Raw genomic sequence first — 15,741 nt, 5'->3', positions numbered from 1 at the left:
GATTATGCTTCGACGAACCCCTCGCCGATGCGCCACTGGCGCTTCTCGCCCAAGCTGACGGAAGCGTCCGGGTCCTCCACGTCCGAGACGCGGTAGTAGAGCATGTCGACGTAATCGCGGTGGATGCTCGCCACGCCGTAGCCGTGTGCGTCAAAATCGATGTGGTTGACCCACGGGTTGGCATCCCGAATTGTCTGCTCCACCAAAAGCGACGTGGAGTTGTCCTCCTTGTGGTACGTGCCGAAGGCGCTGGTGAGGATCTCGTCCACGTTGGGCGCGGAGATTGAGGTGGTGACCATCTCGCAGCCGATCTCACCGAAACCGGACGGCGAGGCGATCGAGTTCGCCCACTCCGAGTGGATGTCGCCAGTGAGGAACAGCGCGTTCGACTCCTGCTCGTCCAACATGGTGAGCAGGCGGTCGCGCTCCGCGGCGTAGCCGTCCCACTGGTCCGAGTTCACCGCGATGCCCGTCGCGCGCTCCTTCATGTAACCGGCAGCGATGTTGGCCTTCTCGTTGTCCGGGATGGTGGCAAAGCGCATCGGCGAGATCATCACCGAGTTGCCCAGCACATCCCAGCGGGCGGTGGACTCCTGCAGCTGCTGCGCAACCCAATCGAACTGTGTCTTCCCCAGCATCGTGCGGTCGTCGTTGCCGAAGTTCGCGCCGGTGGTCTCCGCGTCGCGGTAGGTGCGCAAATCCATCATGGTCAGCTGCGCCAAGTCGCCGAACGTGAAGCTGCGGTAAAGCAGCTGCTCCTCGCCCTCGAACTGCGCGCGCACCGGCAGCCACTCAAAGTATGCCTGCTTCGCGGCACTCAAGCGTTCCGGCCACTCGCCTTCCACGCGGCCGTCCGTGTGGTTCTCCGCGCCCTCGAACCAGCTGTTGTTGGCCGTCTCGTGGTCGTCCCAGATGACAATCCACGGACACGCCGCGTGCGCCGCCTGCAGGTTAAGGTCAGTGCGGTAGCGGCCGTGGCGCTGGCGGTAATCTTCCAGCGTGGTGATCTCCCACTCCGGGTGGTGCATGCGCGCGACGCCACTCTTGCCGGCGTACTCGCCGGTCGGGTACTCGTAGATGTAGTCACCGAGGAAGACCACGTGGTCGATCTCGCCTGCGCGGGCGCGCTGCGCCATGTCGCCGTACGCGGCGAAAAAGCCGGACTCCCAGTTCGCGCAGGAGGCGATGGCCAGGTTGAGGTTGTCCACGCTCGCGTCAGCCTCAGGCGCCGTGAGGGTGCGGCCGACCGGGGAGGTCGCGCCCTCGAACTCGCCACTCTTGACGACGAAGCGGTAGAAGTACTCCGTCTCCGACTCCAGACCGTCCGGGTCGACGTGGACGGTGTGGTCCGAATCCGCCGAGGTGGTCACGGAGCCCGTCTGCGGGTTACCAAAGTCCTCCGAGGTATCGATCTGCCACTCCAGTTCCACGCCCTCACCCAGGCCGGAGCCCGGCAGCGCCTCGCGCGACGGGGTCACGCGGGTCCACAGCACCACGCGGTCCGGCAGCGGGTCGCCGGATGCTACGCCGTGGAGGAACGGCAGGTCCCACTCGCCCGCCGGGGTCGGTTCTTCAGGGGTGGACACCGTGCCACGCCGGGCGGCGTAAGCGCCACCGGTGCCGATAACGGTTGCGGCAGCGGCCGCTGCGACAGTTTGCAGGAACACACGACGATTGACACGGAACTTTGAGCTCATGGAGCATACTTTCAACTAGCTGTAAGCACGGTGCAAGAACAGCAGACCGATGTCACGTGATATTCATTTTCAATTCATCAAGGTGTCCAATTACTTGTAACCGGCTGTTAAAAACGGGTGATTTAAGTGGGCAACCATGACTCTCCTGCGTACCCACCGTTCCCTGCGCCGTGGCACCATCGCCACCGCCGTCGTTTTCTCCCTGCTCGCGCCGATGACCACCGCTGTGGCTGCGGATGCGGTTAACACCAAGCTCAGCCGCATCGTGCTCGGCATCGGCTCCGACGCCACGGAGGCCAACGTTGCCTGGCAATCCAAGACCAACGAGCTGCAGTACTTGGAGTACTGGCCGGCGGACAACGAGGCCGATAAGACCAGCGTCGAGTCCCCGCGCGGCCAGTACAACGCGGCGATCTTCTACCCGCACGAGGCGACGATGACCGGCCTTGAGCCGGACACGGAGTACGTCTACCGCGTGGGCAACGACGACCGCGGCTGGAGCGAGGAGCGCACCTTCACCACGGGCGAGGATTCCGACTCCTGGAGCTTCTTGGCCATGGCCGACGCACAGATCGGCGTGGACGCGAAGATCGACGAGCAGTCCGCCGCCTGGGACAAGGCAGTCAACGTCGCCACCGGCGAGCACCCGGATTCCGCGTTCCTCATGCACCTCGGCGACCAGGCTGAGGGCTGGGGTGCACCGGTCAAGCAGCTCGAGGAGTTCACCGCCCCGGAAGCGCTGCAGAACTACCGTCTGGCGGTGCTGAAGGGCAACCACGAAACGTACGCGCCGGACCGCCACTTCCAGGACACCTACTTCCTGCCCAACGAAGACGGCGAAACCGCAAACTACTTCTTCAACTACAACAACGTCCTGTTCATCGGCCTCGACGGCAACCGCTCGAGCGCAGCCGACATCGAGGCCCACGCGAAGTTTGTCAACGACGCAATCGCGGACCACGGCGCGGACGCGGACTGGGTGATGGTGGGCATCCACCAGGCACCGTTCTCCCAGGGCACCCACTACACCGACAGCGATGTGGTGCGCCTGCGCGAGCAGCTCACGCCGAAGCTGTCCGAAGCCGGCGTGGACCTGGTCTTGAGCGGCCACGATCACATCTACACCCGCACCCACCTGATGAACGGTTTTGATCCGGTGATCCCGGAGGGCGCTGCAAAGTCCGGCGATGTGCTCATCCCGGAGGACGGCGAGGTGCTCTACCTCACCTCCACCACCGCCACCGGCGGCAAGTACTACGACTTCCAGGACAAGTTCGGCGAAACCCACCCGCACGTCCGCGAGGAGCGCGCCCGCGACCTGGCGCACGACACCACGGCCCGCTGGCGCCAGGACTACAACCCGGACTACACCAGCATCGACGTCTCCCCGACCGAGCTGAAGCTGACCACCTACAACATCAACACCCCGTACGTGGTGGACCAGGTCACGCTGCAGAAGAAGGACGCACAGAAGCCGGAGGAGAAGCCGGAAGAGACTACCAAGCCGACCACCGAGCAGAAGCCGACCTCTGAGCAGAAGCCGACCTCTGAGCAGAAGCCGACCACCGAGCAGAAGCCGGCACCGGAGGTCGTGACCACGACGCAGACCTCGGAGAAGCTGGTCACCACCACCAAGACTTCTGTCGGTTCAGCAACGGTGACTGAGACGTCCGTGCAGACCTCGCCGGCCACCGAGACGGTGGAGAATACCAAGACGGTGCCGACCACGGCGAAGGAAACCGTCACCGAGACCTCCACGGTTGAGGTGCCGACCACCATCACCAAGAACGCTGAGCCGGAGGTCACCACCGTCACTTCCGTCGGCACTGCCACCGTGACCGAGACGTCGACGCAGACCGCCCCGGAGACCAAGGTCGTGGAGAAGACCAAGACGGTGCCCACCACGGTCACCGAGACCATCACCAAGAACGCCGAACCGCAGGAACCGGCTGGGGATTCAAACGCGGATAACACCGGTAAGGACGCCGCGGGCAGCGTGTCCGGCAGCAGCACCGGCGGCATCATCCTCACCGTGCTGGCAATACTGATCGCCGTCCTGGGTGCGATCTTCGCGGCGCTGTCCTACGTCCACCCGCAGTGGATTCAGGACATCCGCAAGCAGTTCAACATCTAGCGCACCGCCAACAACCCGCCAACGCGATCTTCTAGACCGCCGCGGCGGGTTCTGTGTTTCAGCAGCCGCTACTTGTGTTCCGCCGCAGCGGTGCTCACTCGGTCTGCCCAGCGATCGATGCCGTGCTGCTTGGTGCGCTTCAGCGTGTCGTGGCCGAGCACCAGACCTTCGTTCATGCGGCCGGCAGCAGAAAGATGTTTCTGCCCCACAAGCGTGGCGTCGGGCTTCACGTGCAGAGCATTCGTGCCGGCGTAGCGGAGTCCGATTCCGGCCTCCACCAGGTTGCCTACCAGGGTGCCCTCGACAATCCCGGGAGGTGCCTGCACCGCGTCGATGATGACAGTCGCGCCGACCTCTTCGGCCAGATCGCGGAGATCCTCCTCGCCGCGTGCGACTAACTCAGTACGGATGCGCCCTTCGTCGAGAAGCTCGAGCATGATCTGCGCGGACTCCACCGGTGGGCCGAAGCCGACGCGCTCCAGGGTGGAAACGAATGCGTCGAAGTCCTTCCCGCCCAGGGTGTGGCGGCCGCCGTAGGAGGCGCGGTCGATCACCGCATCGTAGGTGTCGCGGAACGCAAGCGCCACCGCAAGCGCCGGCGTCCACGGGCGCTCCCCTCGGGCCGCGGCAACGGATGCGCGAAGCTCCGCCACTGGGTCCCCGGTGAAGTCTTCACCGCGCAACACTTTCCGAATGTCGTCTTTCCCGCCTTCGCCGCCGGCGATGCGGAGCAGCTCCGTGGCGCAGTCCACGAGGATGCCTTCCAGCTCGTCGAGGCCTTCGCACTCGAGGATCTTCTGCGACGCCGCCTCGATGTGCGGCTGCGCTTCTATTTTCGCCTCGCCCTCGAAATACGCCTTGACCTCCATGAAGCGACCCGACCGTGTCACCGGATAGAACACTTTCGCGTCGGCGTACTTCACCACGTCAATGAAGGTCAGCGCAGCGCCGCGCACCAACGCGACATCGTCGGGGCCCACCGCGTCCAAGTTCGATGCCGGGTAGGCAGGGGCGACCACCTTGAAGTCGCCGAGATCCGCATGCGCAAGCGAACCGGGCCAGTCATGCGCGTGTCCGGTGACCATGAGGACCTCGTCGAAGTGCTCGCCGAGCACCACCACCCCATCGTCGGCGGGTTCGACCATCTCGATGTTTGCCACCCGGTGCGTGAGACTGCAGCGAGGCGGCAGGTTCTCCTCGAGCGCACGCCAAGATGCATCGAGGTGCTCCCCGACGTGCCTGCGGCTGGGAAAGTCCCCCGGAAGCTCATCGTTCGGGTCGAGCGGCCCGAGTTTCGTCTCCACGATCGACTTCGGTGCGTTAAGGATGAATTCCTCCGGCACTGAATCCCGAAACGCCCCGGGCGCGGAGGACTCCTCCAGCGGCTTGGCATCGAACACAGTCACGTCGATTGCCGCACCGCGCTCCCGCGCCCGTTCCATGAGCTCTTCCGATGCCCACAGACCGCGCGGCCCGGCACCAATTATCGCTACCTTCATCGCCGAATTAACCATGCGTCCCAGCTTATGCGCCGCGGTTCTCCAGCCGCTCCACCTGTCGGGCCAGTTCTTCGCCGAGCGGGTTTCCAGGCAGACGTTCTAGCACCAGGTCCGCCACAGAGCGGTACCACCACAACTGGCGCTCCTTGCCGGAGTTGAACCGGGCCCACAGGTCATCGCCCAGCTCACCCAAATCGGCGTGAATGGAAAGCAGGTTGTGCAGCTTGTCGGCAGCAGAGATGACCACGCTGCCATCATCCGCCTTACGCAGGTGCGCCAAATACGCGTCCGCGCGTTCCTGCCAGCTGGAAAGGGTGCTGTCTTTGGTCACTCCGCGCACCAGCTCCACGACACGCTCGCCGAACTCCCTTGTCATGCGCTCGGGGCTGTACTCCTCAGGCACGTCCTCCAAAATGTCGTGGAACAGCGCCGCGATGAGCACGTCCTCATCGTCTGTAACTTGGGACACCAGCTGCATCACTCCGAACACATGGGAGACGTACGGAATGTCGGTGCCTTTACGCACGTGGTCGCGGTGTGCCCACGCTGCGGTGTTAATTGCCTGGATAAGTCGCGGGGACGCGACGAGGGTATTGGTCATGTGAGAGCCTTTCTGCCGGGGACGCTTCACACGATACGAACGCCGCCGACACGACCCCACCAGGAGTAGAACACACGTTCTACGCTACGTTCAACGTCCCTCGAACCCGCACCTGCGCGCGACCGCCGACCCAGATGTCACTTCCGTCGTCGGTGATTTCCACCCGCCCATCGCGTCCCAGCGCGGTTCCCTGCGAGACGGTGTAGCGCTCCGGCACGACTCCCCGCCCGCGCAACCACTGCGCCATCGCACCGTTCGCGCTGCCGGTCACGGGGTCCTCGAACGTCGGCGTGAACGCGCGCAGCTCATAGGCCGGATCGTTGCCACCAGTCAGCGCCGCAAACGCCATCTTCAGACCGCTATCCGCCGGCTTCTCCAACGCGCGCAACGCGTCCAGGCCATCCAGCAAAGCCAGCTTCCAGCCGGGACCGTTGTCGCCGTAGGCGGCGTCGATAAGCAATTGCTTCTCGACGCCAAAGGTCTCGCACACCTCATCCTTCTCCTCCGGCGACAGCTGGCCGCCACGCTTTAAGGGCGGGGTGGCGAACGCGAGCGAGTCGCCTTCGATGCGGACCTCGACGTTGCCCACGCCGCACTCCTGGATCACGCGGCCCTGCTTGCGGGGTGAGTTGCCCAGTTCAAGCCACGCACGCGCCGTGCCGAGGGTGGGGTGTCCTGCGAAAGCGTACTCCTCCACCGGCGTGAAGATGCGCACGCGGTAATCCGCCCCAGGATCGGTCGGCTCAAGCAGGAACGTCGTCTCGGAGAAGTTGGTCCACGACGCAATTCGCTGCATCTGCTCGTCGCTCAAATCATCCGCGCCGCAGATCACGGCGAGCGGGTTGCCGGTGAACGCGCCGGTGGCGAAGAGGGTTAAACGACAAAAAGTGTGTCTGGAATCTACGATTTTCAGGGGTTGACCTGTAGGTTTCAGGGAAATATATGCTCCGGGGGCATATATCTAGGTCTCGAGCGTTCAATCCTCGGTGTGGCAGCGTTGGTGTGCTATGTGCGGCGTGGTGTGGTGTCGCAATGTCAAAGAACCAACCTCGCTGCTACTGCGGCGGTGAAATGAAACGCAACGGCACCACCAGCAAAGGCACCACCAGGTGGCGCTGCAAACAATGTGGCGCCTCCAGCGTGAAACACCGAAGCGACATCACCAACGCGGCGGCGTTCACCGTCTTCATCGACCACCTCACCACCGGTGCCAGCCTCGATACCGTTGCCCGCCGTGTGGGGTGCTCACCGCGCACGATGCAACGTCGATTCGAACCGTTCTGGTTCGTTGATGTGCCTGACCCCACCGCCGGCCACGACAAGCGGGTCTACGACCAGATCTTCCTTGACGGCACCTACACCGCCGGCGGCTGCTTGATCGTCGCGGCGACGATCGACCACGTGATTGCCTGGCACTGGTGCACACACGAAACCACCCGCGACTACCAACTGCTGCTTGAACGCATCGAAGCCCCACTCATCGCCGTCATCGACGGCGGCCAAGGAGCCTACAGCGCGATCAAAAAGTGCTGGCCGGCCACGAAAATTCAACGCTGCCTCGTCCACGCCCAACGCGTGGTGCGCCGCTACACCACCAGCAACCCGCGTACGGATGCCGGGCGCACCATCTACCGACTTGCGCTGAAGCTGACCCGGATCACCACGCTGGATGCAGCCGCCGCATGGGGTGCGCAGCTGCACGAGTTCTCCACGATCTACCGGTCATGGATGGACGAGAAAACCATGGTGAAAGACCCGAAAACCGGTGCATGGACCCGGGTGTGGACGCATCACAACGTGCGCAAGGCCTACAACAGCCTCAACCACTTATTCCGGTCCGAGATGCTGTTCGTCTACCTCAACCCGCCAAAAGCAGTACTTCAACCAGAGCGGATCAAATCCAACACCAACAGCTTAGAAGGCGGCATCAACGCCCAGCTCAAACTGCTCGCCAGAACCCACCGCGGCAGATCCGGCGAACGACAACGCCGCATGCTGGATTGGTGGCTCTACCTAAAAACGGAACTGCCTGACGATCCAGTACGAATCGCCAGGCAGTCCAACTGGGGCCAGGACCAACTCGCCAAAGTATCCACCCTGACCCAAACCGAGAACCAAGCCGACCACGAAACAGGACGACCAGCCCTCTACGACAACGCTATCGACACCAACTACACCCACTCAATCGGCATCCAAAAAGGCCAAATCTAACCCCCACGACACGCTGAATCAGACACACTTTTTGTCGTTTAACCCGGCGAAGACGTCGATTTCAAAGAAGTCCAGGGAAGTCACCCGGCCAAGGCTACCAATGCGAAAACTCCCGACCCGGAGTCCGGATCGGGAGTTTTGCGTTGTACCCCGTACGGGATTTGAACCCGTGTTACCGCCGTGAGAGGGCGACGTCCTAGGCCGCTAGACGAACGGGGCGCGCTCGCTTGTTTGCGACTTGTTAAAGATAAAGGACGGTACTGCAAACCTACAAATCGCCTGTTCAGACCTCTTTACCTAGGGTAAACGAGCGGATTGTGAATACCGATTCTGACACGATCCCCGACCTTTGGGTTCATACGGGCTGAAGCGCGAGCGCGAAACTCCACCCCGTCCACATCGATGGTGAGCGAGTAGACGGACACCTCAAATAGCGAGGAGGTGACCCGGCCGTTTAGTACGTTCCGCTCCCCTGGTGCTGCCACTTCTACCGCCTCAGGCAACACCGCAACGGTGACATCACCTCTATGGCCTGATGCGCCAACCATCTCCACATGCGCAGTCGGCCATTCCATGGCAGGCGTTGTGACGACCACGCGGCCGTCGATAATTTGTCCCTCTAACAGCGTCGCGTCAGCGATAAAGGAGGCCACCCACGGCGAAGCTGGTTGAGCTACGATATCCCTCGGCGAGGCAAACTGCTCGAGCTCGCCGTCTCGCAGCAATGCGATGCGATCTGCGATGGCAATCGCTTCCTTGCGGTCGTGGGTCACGTGCACTGTAGTTAAAGAAGACTGCTTAGTCAGCGCAACAAGCTCTCGGCGAAGACTGTCTCGCAGTGGTTCGTCGAGGGCCGACAAAGCTTCGTCGAGCAGCAGCACTTGCGGCTTGGCCACAATCGCACGCGCGAGTGCGACTCGCTGCCGCTGACCGCCAGACAACGTTGAAGGTTTCCGGTCTCCGTAGCTCTCCAGCCCCACGGTGCGCAACGTCGATTCGACGAGCTGTTGTTGTTGTTTCTTGCTCGTACCTGCACGTTTGAGCGGGTAGGCGACATTATCCGCAACACTCATGTGTGGCCAGACTGCGTGCTGCTGAAACACCATGCCCATCCGCCGCTTTTCTGGCGGTGTGCGAGTCACGTTTGTACCGTCGAGGGAGACCGTGCCTGTGGAGGGCTGCACAAACCCGGCGAGGGTGCGCAGCAGCGTGGTTTTTCCCGAGCCGGACGGGCCGACTAGCGCTACGAACTCGCCGCTACCAACGCGTAGGTTGATGTCGTCCAACCCAACGGCACCGTCTGGGAATACGACGCTGAGGCCTTCAATCGCAATGTCACTCATCAGGACTCCTTGTCAGGGTTGCGCACGGTCAGTGCCAGGGCGGCAATACCGATTACTGCAAACATCAATGCAAGCGCTGAAGCTTGGTTGTAGTTTCCGGACTGTTGGAGGTTGAACAGTTGCACACCAATTGTTGTGGTGCCCGGAGCAACGAGCAGAATTGACACGGTGAGCTCGCGCACCGCGGTGACTGCAACGAGAACTGCCCCGGAGAACGCCGCTGGTACAGCCATTCGCCCCGAAGTATCCACGATTGAGCGCACCCTACCCGCGCCAGAGATTCGTGCCGCTTCTTCCACTGCAACCGGAATCTTGCTCATCGGTGCGCGCACAGCCTGCAGCACCAAGGCTGTGAAGGCGCAGACGTAGGCCAACAGGATCACCCAACGGGTGTTGTAGAGCCCCGTGTACCTGCCCACAATGAGCCACCCGACGCCAATGATCAGTCCAGGGAGTGCAGCCGGAAGCAATGTAGCCAGGGATAGCGGCGTGTTAGTACGCGCGCGGGTGCGGGTGACCAAGATGCCGATCGCCCAACCCAGCAGACCGCACAGTAGTGCGGCACCGCCTGCGAGAGCGACCGAGTTAGTGAAACCATCAACCACCCGCGGGTTACTCAGGGTGCGCTGAAAATTCGACAGCGAGATGGTCTCCAACGTAAACGGCACACCCGGGGCCGGAAGCAACGCACGGTGAGCGAGCCCCAAGATCGGACCAAGGGTAACCGCGAGTGCAAGGACCCAGGACACCACGGTGACAGGAACTCTCGCCACACCGAGTGAAAGTTTCATCGTGCTGGCACCACTGACTTGCGAGGAGGCTCGGCGCGACACCGCGTAATCTGCCACCACGGCGATAATGCCCAGCAGCATCAACACTGCTCCAACTGTGGACACGACCTGCAGCGGGTTGCTTACCGTGCCTGATTCCATAAACCGGTAACACATTGTCGCTAATGTCTCGAACTGCACCGGCGACCCCAGAATCGATGGAATACCGAAGTCGGCGAGGTTCGACACTGCCGTCAAGGTGAAGGCGCTCAAGAATGCGGGCCCCAACAGCGGGATGGTCACAGTGCGCAGCACCGTGCCACTGCCCGCGCCACTAACGCGCGCAGCCAGTTCGAGATCAGAGGGGATCTGGCGCAACGCTGCGGCCACAATGACGTACACAACCGGGTACGAGTGCAACGTCATCAGAAAGACGATGCCGTCGGCTCCGTACAGGTCCCACAGCGGCCGGTCGAACAGCGCATTGAGCCCCTGGTTTCGGCCAAACAGCTGCAGCCAGGAAATGGCACCGACGAACGGCGGGACTAACAGCGGCGAGAGCAGAAATAAGCGTAATCCCGTTGCTCCACCAACATCGGTGCGCTCCAAAACAATCGCAATCGTGCCGCCGATTAGTACCGCGCCCATAGAAGACAGCACGGTGGTAATCACGGAATTCCAAGTGGCGCGCGCCAGGCCTTGTTCCACAAGTACCGGAAACTGATTTCCCCCGAGCGCGAGTGAGACCACCAGCGCGAGAGGAACAATAAAAATCGCCGCGGCAACCAACCACACCCCTAGGCGAGCAAGGTTGAGCCCCGGCGAAGAAACACGTTGCATTGCCACCTAGTTCATCGCGCTCTGGAAAAACTCTACAGAACGTGCGCGATCGTCCGTCAGCGTCTGCAGATCAGCATCCTTCAACGCAATATCATCAAGCTCCGGGGCATCACCCGGCGTACCGACGCCGTCAATGATCGGCAAGTAGTTCTGCTCGACTGCTAGTTCTTGGCCCTTCTTCGACAGCACAAAGTTAATAAACAACTCCGCCACAGACTGGTTCTTCGAATCCGCGAATACTGCGATCGGCTCGGTGATGTACGGCGAGCCTTCGGTGGCGTAGACCTCCTTAACCGGGGATCCCTGTGCCGCCAGATCGCGCACGAGGTAGTCCACCACTACGCCGACCGGGTGGCCACCACCCGCAATCTCCTGCGAGGTCGGGCCGTTGGATGCAGCAATCATCGGTGCGTTCTCACCCAGCGCGGTGAGCCAATCCTCACCGAGCTCGTCGTTGTTCATCCACACCGTGGCGTTGTATGCGGCTGCGCCGGAAACTGCCGGGTCCGGCATGACGATCTTGTCGCGGAACCGTGCGTCGGTCAGATCCGTCCAAGACTGTGGTGCATCAGCTTCATCGATCACTGAGGTGTTGTACGCAAGAACGGTAGAGATGATGCGGGTGCCAACGTAGTACCCTTCCGGGTCCACGGCGCCGTCGATAACCTCACCAGCTTCCACATCATTCAACTGTGCGAGCAGGTCTTCAGACTTGAAGGCCTCAAAAGTTGGTGCGTCCGCCGCCCAGATCAGGTCGGCCTCCACGGAGCCAGATGCCTTTTCTGCCTCGATACGCGCTTTGAGGTCACCGGTGCCTGCACGATAAACCTGCACGTCTACATCCGGGTGCTCCTCATTAAACGCTGCGATAATTTCGTCGACCTTCTCCTCCGGCTCGGAAGTGTAAAGCGTGAGCGAACCGGTGGCAGAGTCCTTGGCCGCGTCTTCAGCAGCATTCCCGCCGGAGGTTCCGTTGCTAGACGCTGTGTCCTCTGTAGGCTCAGAGCAGCCAGCGAGAGCGAGCATCGCGGCGCTGAGGGTGGCAATTGCAGACAGGGACTTTCGTGTGAATTTCATTAAGAACTCCTTTGCGCACGGTAAAAACAGCGCTTACCTTAACACCGCATCCCACTGCACGCTCGCCGAACAGCAGCGCCAGTTGCTACCCACTCGACCCTGCAGACCCGCCGACAGGCTGCGGCGTCTCCTCCGTGGGAGGCGTCTTCGTCACCGGGGTCTCCCGCTCGAAGGGTTGCACGTCAAGCGCCGACCCGATCAAGCCCCAGCTTTTGCGCATGGACTTCTCAAACAGGCCCCAGCTGTGCGTGCCTTCCACCTGTGGGTACCACCGCACGTTCAGGCCGGCGCGCTGCGCCCGGTCCACGAAGTATTCAGAGCACGCGTACGACGCAGACTCGATCGCCACGGGCGGGCCAATGCGTTCGGAGGACGTCTTCGTGTCGTCGATAGCGCCGGGCACTCCCTGCGCGGCGGAGATGAAAAGCTTCGTGTTGTCCAGCGCGCCGAGGTGCAGCACGGGCGAGTGCACCATCCACGCCGGGTTGGAGGACATGCCCCACATCTTGCGGGGATCCGCCCCGTTGAGCTTCAAGGCCTGGCGCACGTATGTATCGCCAAGGACACCGGAGGTAGCCGGGCACCCGGAGTACGACGCCGCGGCGGCAAACCGCTCCGGTTCCAACGACGCAATATGCAGTGCCGGCCCGCCGGACATGGAAATGCCCGCGATGGCGTCGGTGCCGGTGCCGTGGAACTGCTCGTCCATAAGCGGAGGCAGCTCTTTGGTGAAGTACGTGAGCCACTTGTTACGCCCCGTCGCATTGTCCTCGCGGTACCAATCAGCCTGCATTGAGGAGACTGAGCCGATCGGAGTGACCACATTGACCAGTTTGTCCTGGAAGAATTCCTGGTAGTCGGACGAGTTGCGCCAGGACCAGCCGTTGGCGGCGCCGTCCGCACCCATGAGCAGGTAAAACGTGGGCCGCGGAGTGTCGTTATCCGGCCCGCCGGGCAGGATTACCTCGTTTTTGACCTCCCTATCCATCGATGGCGAGTACACGACGACCTCGTAGACGTCGTTTTCAATGTGCGTCACCGATTTCAGGGTCGCGGGCTTCGCGTCCGGATCCGGGAACGTCTCGGCGACGTTGCTGGAGCCATCGCCTATCGACGACCCGCTTGCCGCCGACCCCTCGTAGAGCGACGCACCGAAGACACCCCCACCCAGCGTTGCGAGGAACAGCGCCGGCACTGCGAGCAGTGGAATCGAGGATGACAAGCTCGATGCTGCTGCTGGCACGCTGAACGCGTCGATGAGACTGGAGCCACTTTGACGAATTTCACCACTGAACAGCGACGACAACTTCCACACCATGCGCTCACAGTACCGGACGCGAAAAACCTCCGGCCCAAAAGCTGGACCGGAGGTTTTTGCGTTGTACCCCGTACGGGATTTGAACCCGTGTTACCGCCGTGAGAGGGCGACGTCCTAGGCCGCTAGACGAACGGGGCATTAGGACACAGAACTTAAAAGCTCTGCAGCTGGCCTACCAGGACTCGAACCTAGAATGACGGTACCAGAAACCGTTGTGTTGCCAATTACACCATAGGCCATCGTTTTTCAGTCTGACCTGCGCTTTCCCTCTCGGCGTTGCGCCTGTCTGCTGAACAACGTGGATTACTATAACCATGAATCGCTACAGCAACCAAATCCGCAGGCCACCGCCCAAATCGCGGCGGCCATAACGGGCCATAACAACAGCGTTGTAACTACTCCGCCGGCTGGTAGGGAGTCACCTCTCGAGCGGCACGGAGACGCTTCAGCGTGGACTCGCGTCCCAGCAGCTCCATAGACTCGAACAGCGGCGGAGACACTGCCGCGCCGGTCGCGCCAACGCGCAGGGCACCGAACGCGACGCGGGGCTTCAGCCCGAGGTCGTCGATAAGCGCCTTGTTCAACGCCGCCTCGATGTTGGGCGTGGTCCACTCCTCCACCGCTTCCAGCGCGGCGATGCCCGCGTCCAGCGGCTCGATGGCGGTGTCCTTGAGGTTCTTCTTCGCGCTCTTCTCGTCCAGCTCCAGGTCCTCGTCGGCGGTGACCAGGAACTTCAGCAGGTTGTAGCCCTCGGACAGCACCTTGATGCGCGTTTGCACCAGGTCCGCAGCAATGGCGAACTTGTCGGCCGGGTAGTCCTCCGGGAAGTCCGTGTGCTCAGTCAGGTACGCACGGAGACGGTCGCGGAAGTCCTCCGGGTCGAGCAGGCGGATGTGGTCGGCGTTGATGGCCTCGAGCTTCTTCTGGTCGAAGCGGGCCGGGTTGCCCAGCACGTCGTTGACGTCGAAGGCATTGACAAACTCGTCGACGCTGAAGATGTCCTGGTCCGCGGACAGGGACCAACCCAAAAGCGCCAGGTAGTTGATCATGCCCTCCGGGATGATGCCGTTGTCCCGGTGGTTGAACAGGTTCGACTCCGGGTCGCGCTTGGACAGCTTCTTGTTGCCCTGGCCCATCACGAACGGCAGGTGGCCGAACTCGGGGGTGAAGTCTGCGACGCCGACGCGCTTGAGCGCCTCGTACAGCGCCATCTGGCGCGGGGTGGACGACAGCAGGTCCTCGCCGCGCAGGACGTGGGTGATGCCCATCAGCGCGTCATCGACAGGGTTGACCAGCGTGTACAGCGGTGCGCCGTTGGAGCGGGCGACCACGAAGTCCGGCTGCGTTTCGGACTTGAACGTCACCTCGCCGCGCACCAAGTCGTTCCAGGTCCAGTCCTGGTCCGGCATACGCAGGCGCCACACCGGCTTGCGACCTTCAGCCTCGAACGCGTCGATCTGCTCCTGCGTCAGGTCGCGGTCGAAGTTGTCGTAGCCCAGCTGCGGGTCGCGGCCGGCGGCCTTGTGACGCTCCTGGACCTCTTCGTTCGTGGAGTACGCCGGGTACACCTCGCCGGCCTCGATGAGCTTATTCAAAACGTCCGTGTAGATCTCAGAACGCTGGGACTGGCGGTACGGCTCGTGCGGGCCGCCCACATTGATGCCTTCATCCCAGGTCAGGCCCAGCCACTCCAGCGACTCGATGATCGCCTGGTAGCTCTCCTCCGAGTCACGCGCGGCATCCGTGTCCTCGATGCGGAACACAAACGTGCCGCCGGAGTGGCGCGCCTGCGCCCAGTTGAACAGTGCCGTGCGCACCATGCCCACGTGCGGGGTTCCGGTGGGTGACGGGCAAAAACGTACACGCATTGAAGAGTCAGTCATGTGCGCAATCGTAGCGCGCAGAGCCCCTCGCTTATCGACGTCCTCCGGTGCACCACCGAAAGAAGCATGGCAATAACCGCTGCACCGCCTATCCTCCCGGCAACGTATTTGAAAGTTCAACTGGCTCGAGACCCCCGATTGGACAAGTCAACTCAACTAGATCCTCTTGCGTCCAAACTGACCCTGCCAACGGCGCCCAATACGGCGACGCCTCATTCTCTAGGGCGTGCCCCACCGCAACTGGTGCCGCTACCGCAACCGCGAGAGCCTGTCACGGACGATCGATGTGGCGGTGCCGAAACTCCGTCACGGCCCATCCTTCCCTTACTACTCGAGCGCCGATCACGCGCAGAGAGCACGCAATCGAC

General features: G+C 62.2%; 11 protein-coding genes and 3 tRNA genes. 2 read left to right on the top strand and 12 right to left on the bottom strand.

The window, feature by feature from the left end; translation table 11 throughout:
* Positions 1-2: 2 nt before the first annotated feature.
* Complete coding sequence (locus tag CAFEL_RS04995; RefSeq protein WP_194560963.1) at positions 3-1,697, bottom strand: alkaline phosphatase D family protein; 1,695 nt, start codon at positions 1,695-1,697, stop codon at positions 3-5.
* A gap of 136 nt (positions 1,698-1,833) precedes the next feature.
* Between CAFEL_RS04995 and CAFEL_RS04990 the strand changes: the two genes are divergently transcribed.
* Entirely contained in the window at positions 1,834-3,831 is a 1,998-nt protein-coding gene (locus CAFEL_RS04990) for a purple acid phosphatase family protein (protein ID WP_194560962.1), read from the top strand.
* A gap of 68 nt (positions 3,832-3,899) precedes the next feature.
* On the opposite strand, the gene CAFEL_RS04985 is transcribed toward CAFEL_RS04990, so the two are convergent.
* The 3 genes from CAFEL_RS04985 to CAFEL_RS04975 all read right to left on the bottom strand — a co-directional run bounded on the left by CAFEL_RS04985 (position 3,900) and on the right by CAFEL_RS04975 (position 6,838).
* Positions 3,900-5,345: an FAD/NAD(P)-binding protein gene (locus tag CAFEL_RS04985; RefSeq protein ID WP_194560961.1), complete on the bottom strand. Its 1,446-nt coding sequence runs from the start codon at positions 5,343-5,345 to the stop codon at positions 3,900-3,902.
* Between the two features lie 10 nt (positions 5,346-5,355).
* Positions 5,356-5,931 (bottom strand): HD domain-containing protein, encoded by a 576-nt coding sequence (locus CAFEL_RS04980; RefSeq protein WP_194560960.1) that lies wholly within the window; start codon positions 5,929-5,931, stop codon positions 5,356-5,358.
* A gap of 79 nt (positions 5,932-6,010) precedes the next feature.
* On the bottom strand, positions 6,011-6,838 hold the full coding sequence (locus tag CAFEL_RS04975; protein ID WP_194561018.1) for a PhzF family phenazine biosynthesis protein: 828 nt from the start codon (positions 6,836-6,838) through the stop codon (positions 6,011-6,013).
* Positions 6,839-6,963: 125 nt separating this feature from the next.
* Here CAFEL_RS04975 and CAFEL_RS04970 point away from each other — a divergent pair, with 125 nt between their 5' ends.
* Positions 6,964-8,142: an IS1249 family transposase gene (locus CAFEL_RS04970; RefSeq protein ID WP_194561165.1), complete on the top strand. Its 1,179-nt coding sequence runs from the start codon at positions 6,964-6,966 to the stop codon at positions 8,140-8,142.
* Between the two features lie 146 nt (positions 8,143-8,288).
* On the opposite strand, the gene CAFEL_RS04965 is transcribed toward CAFEL_RS04970, so the two are convergent.
* From CAFEL_RS04965 to gltX, 8 genes are all read right to left on the bottom strand, one after another.
* A tRNA-Glu gene (locus tag CAFEL_RS04965) sits at positions 8,289-8,361 on the bottom strand.
* 74 nt (positions 8,362-8,435) lie between these two features.
* The gene (locus CAFEL_RS04960) at positions 8,436-9,485 is read right to left on the bottom strand and encodes an ABC transporter ATP-binding protein (protein WP_194560182.1); all 1,050 of its coding nucleotides are present in this window, start codon (positions 9,483-9,485) and stop codon (positions 8,436-8,438) included.
* The gene (locus CAFEL_RS04955; protein WP_194560183.1) at positions 9,485-11,095 is read right to left on the bottom strand and encodes an ABC transporter permease; all 1,611 of its coding nucleotides are present in this window, start codon (positions 11,093-11,095) and stop codon (positions 9,485-9,487) included. The genes CAFEL_RS04960 and CAFEL_RS04955 overlap by 1 nt, the downstream gene beginning before the upstream one ends.
* 6 nt (positions 11,096-11,101) lie before the next feature.
* Positions 11,102-12,172, bottom strand: coding sequence for an ABC transporter substrate-binding protein (locus CAFEL_RS04950; RefSeq protein WP_194560184.1), 1,071 nt, complete (start codon positions 12,170-12,172; stop codon positions 11,102-11,104).
* 85 nt (positions 12,173-12,257) lie between these two features.
* Positions 12,258-13,394 carry an alpha/beta hydrolase gene (locus CAFEL_RS04945; RefSeq protein WP_290172319.1) on the bottom strand — a complete coding sequence of 379 codons (1,137 nt, stop codon included), beginning with the start codon at positions 13,392-13,394 and terminating at the stop codon, positions 12,258-12,260.
* 160 nt (positions 13,395-13,554) lie between these two features.
* Positions 13,555-13,627: transfer RNA gene (locus tag CAFEL_RS04940), tRNA-Glu, on the bottom strand.
* A gap of 30 nt (positions 13,628-13,657) precedes the next feature.
* Positions 13,658-13,729 (bottom strand) — tRNA-Gln (locus tag CAFEL_RS04935).
* Between the two features lie 156 nt (positions 13,730-13,885).
* The gene (gene gltX / locus CAFEL_RS04930; protein WP_194560186.1) at positions 13,886-15,373 is read right to left on the bottom strand and encodes a glutamate--tRNA ligase; all 1,488 of its coding nucleotides are present in this window, start codon (positions 15,371-15,373) and stop codon (positions 13,886-13,888) included.
* Positions 15,374-15,741 lie beyond the last annotated feature (368 nt).

It is taken from the genome of Corynebacterium afermentans subsp. lipophilum, assembly GCF_030408375.1.
Lineage (GTDB): Bacteria > Actinomycetota > Actinomycetes > Mycobacteriales > Mycobacteriaceae > Corynebacterium > Corynebacterium lipophilum.
Note: the sequence above shows the minus strand (reverse complement) of the source record. Positions and strands in the feature narration are given on the sequence as shown.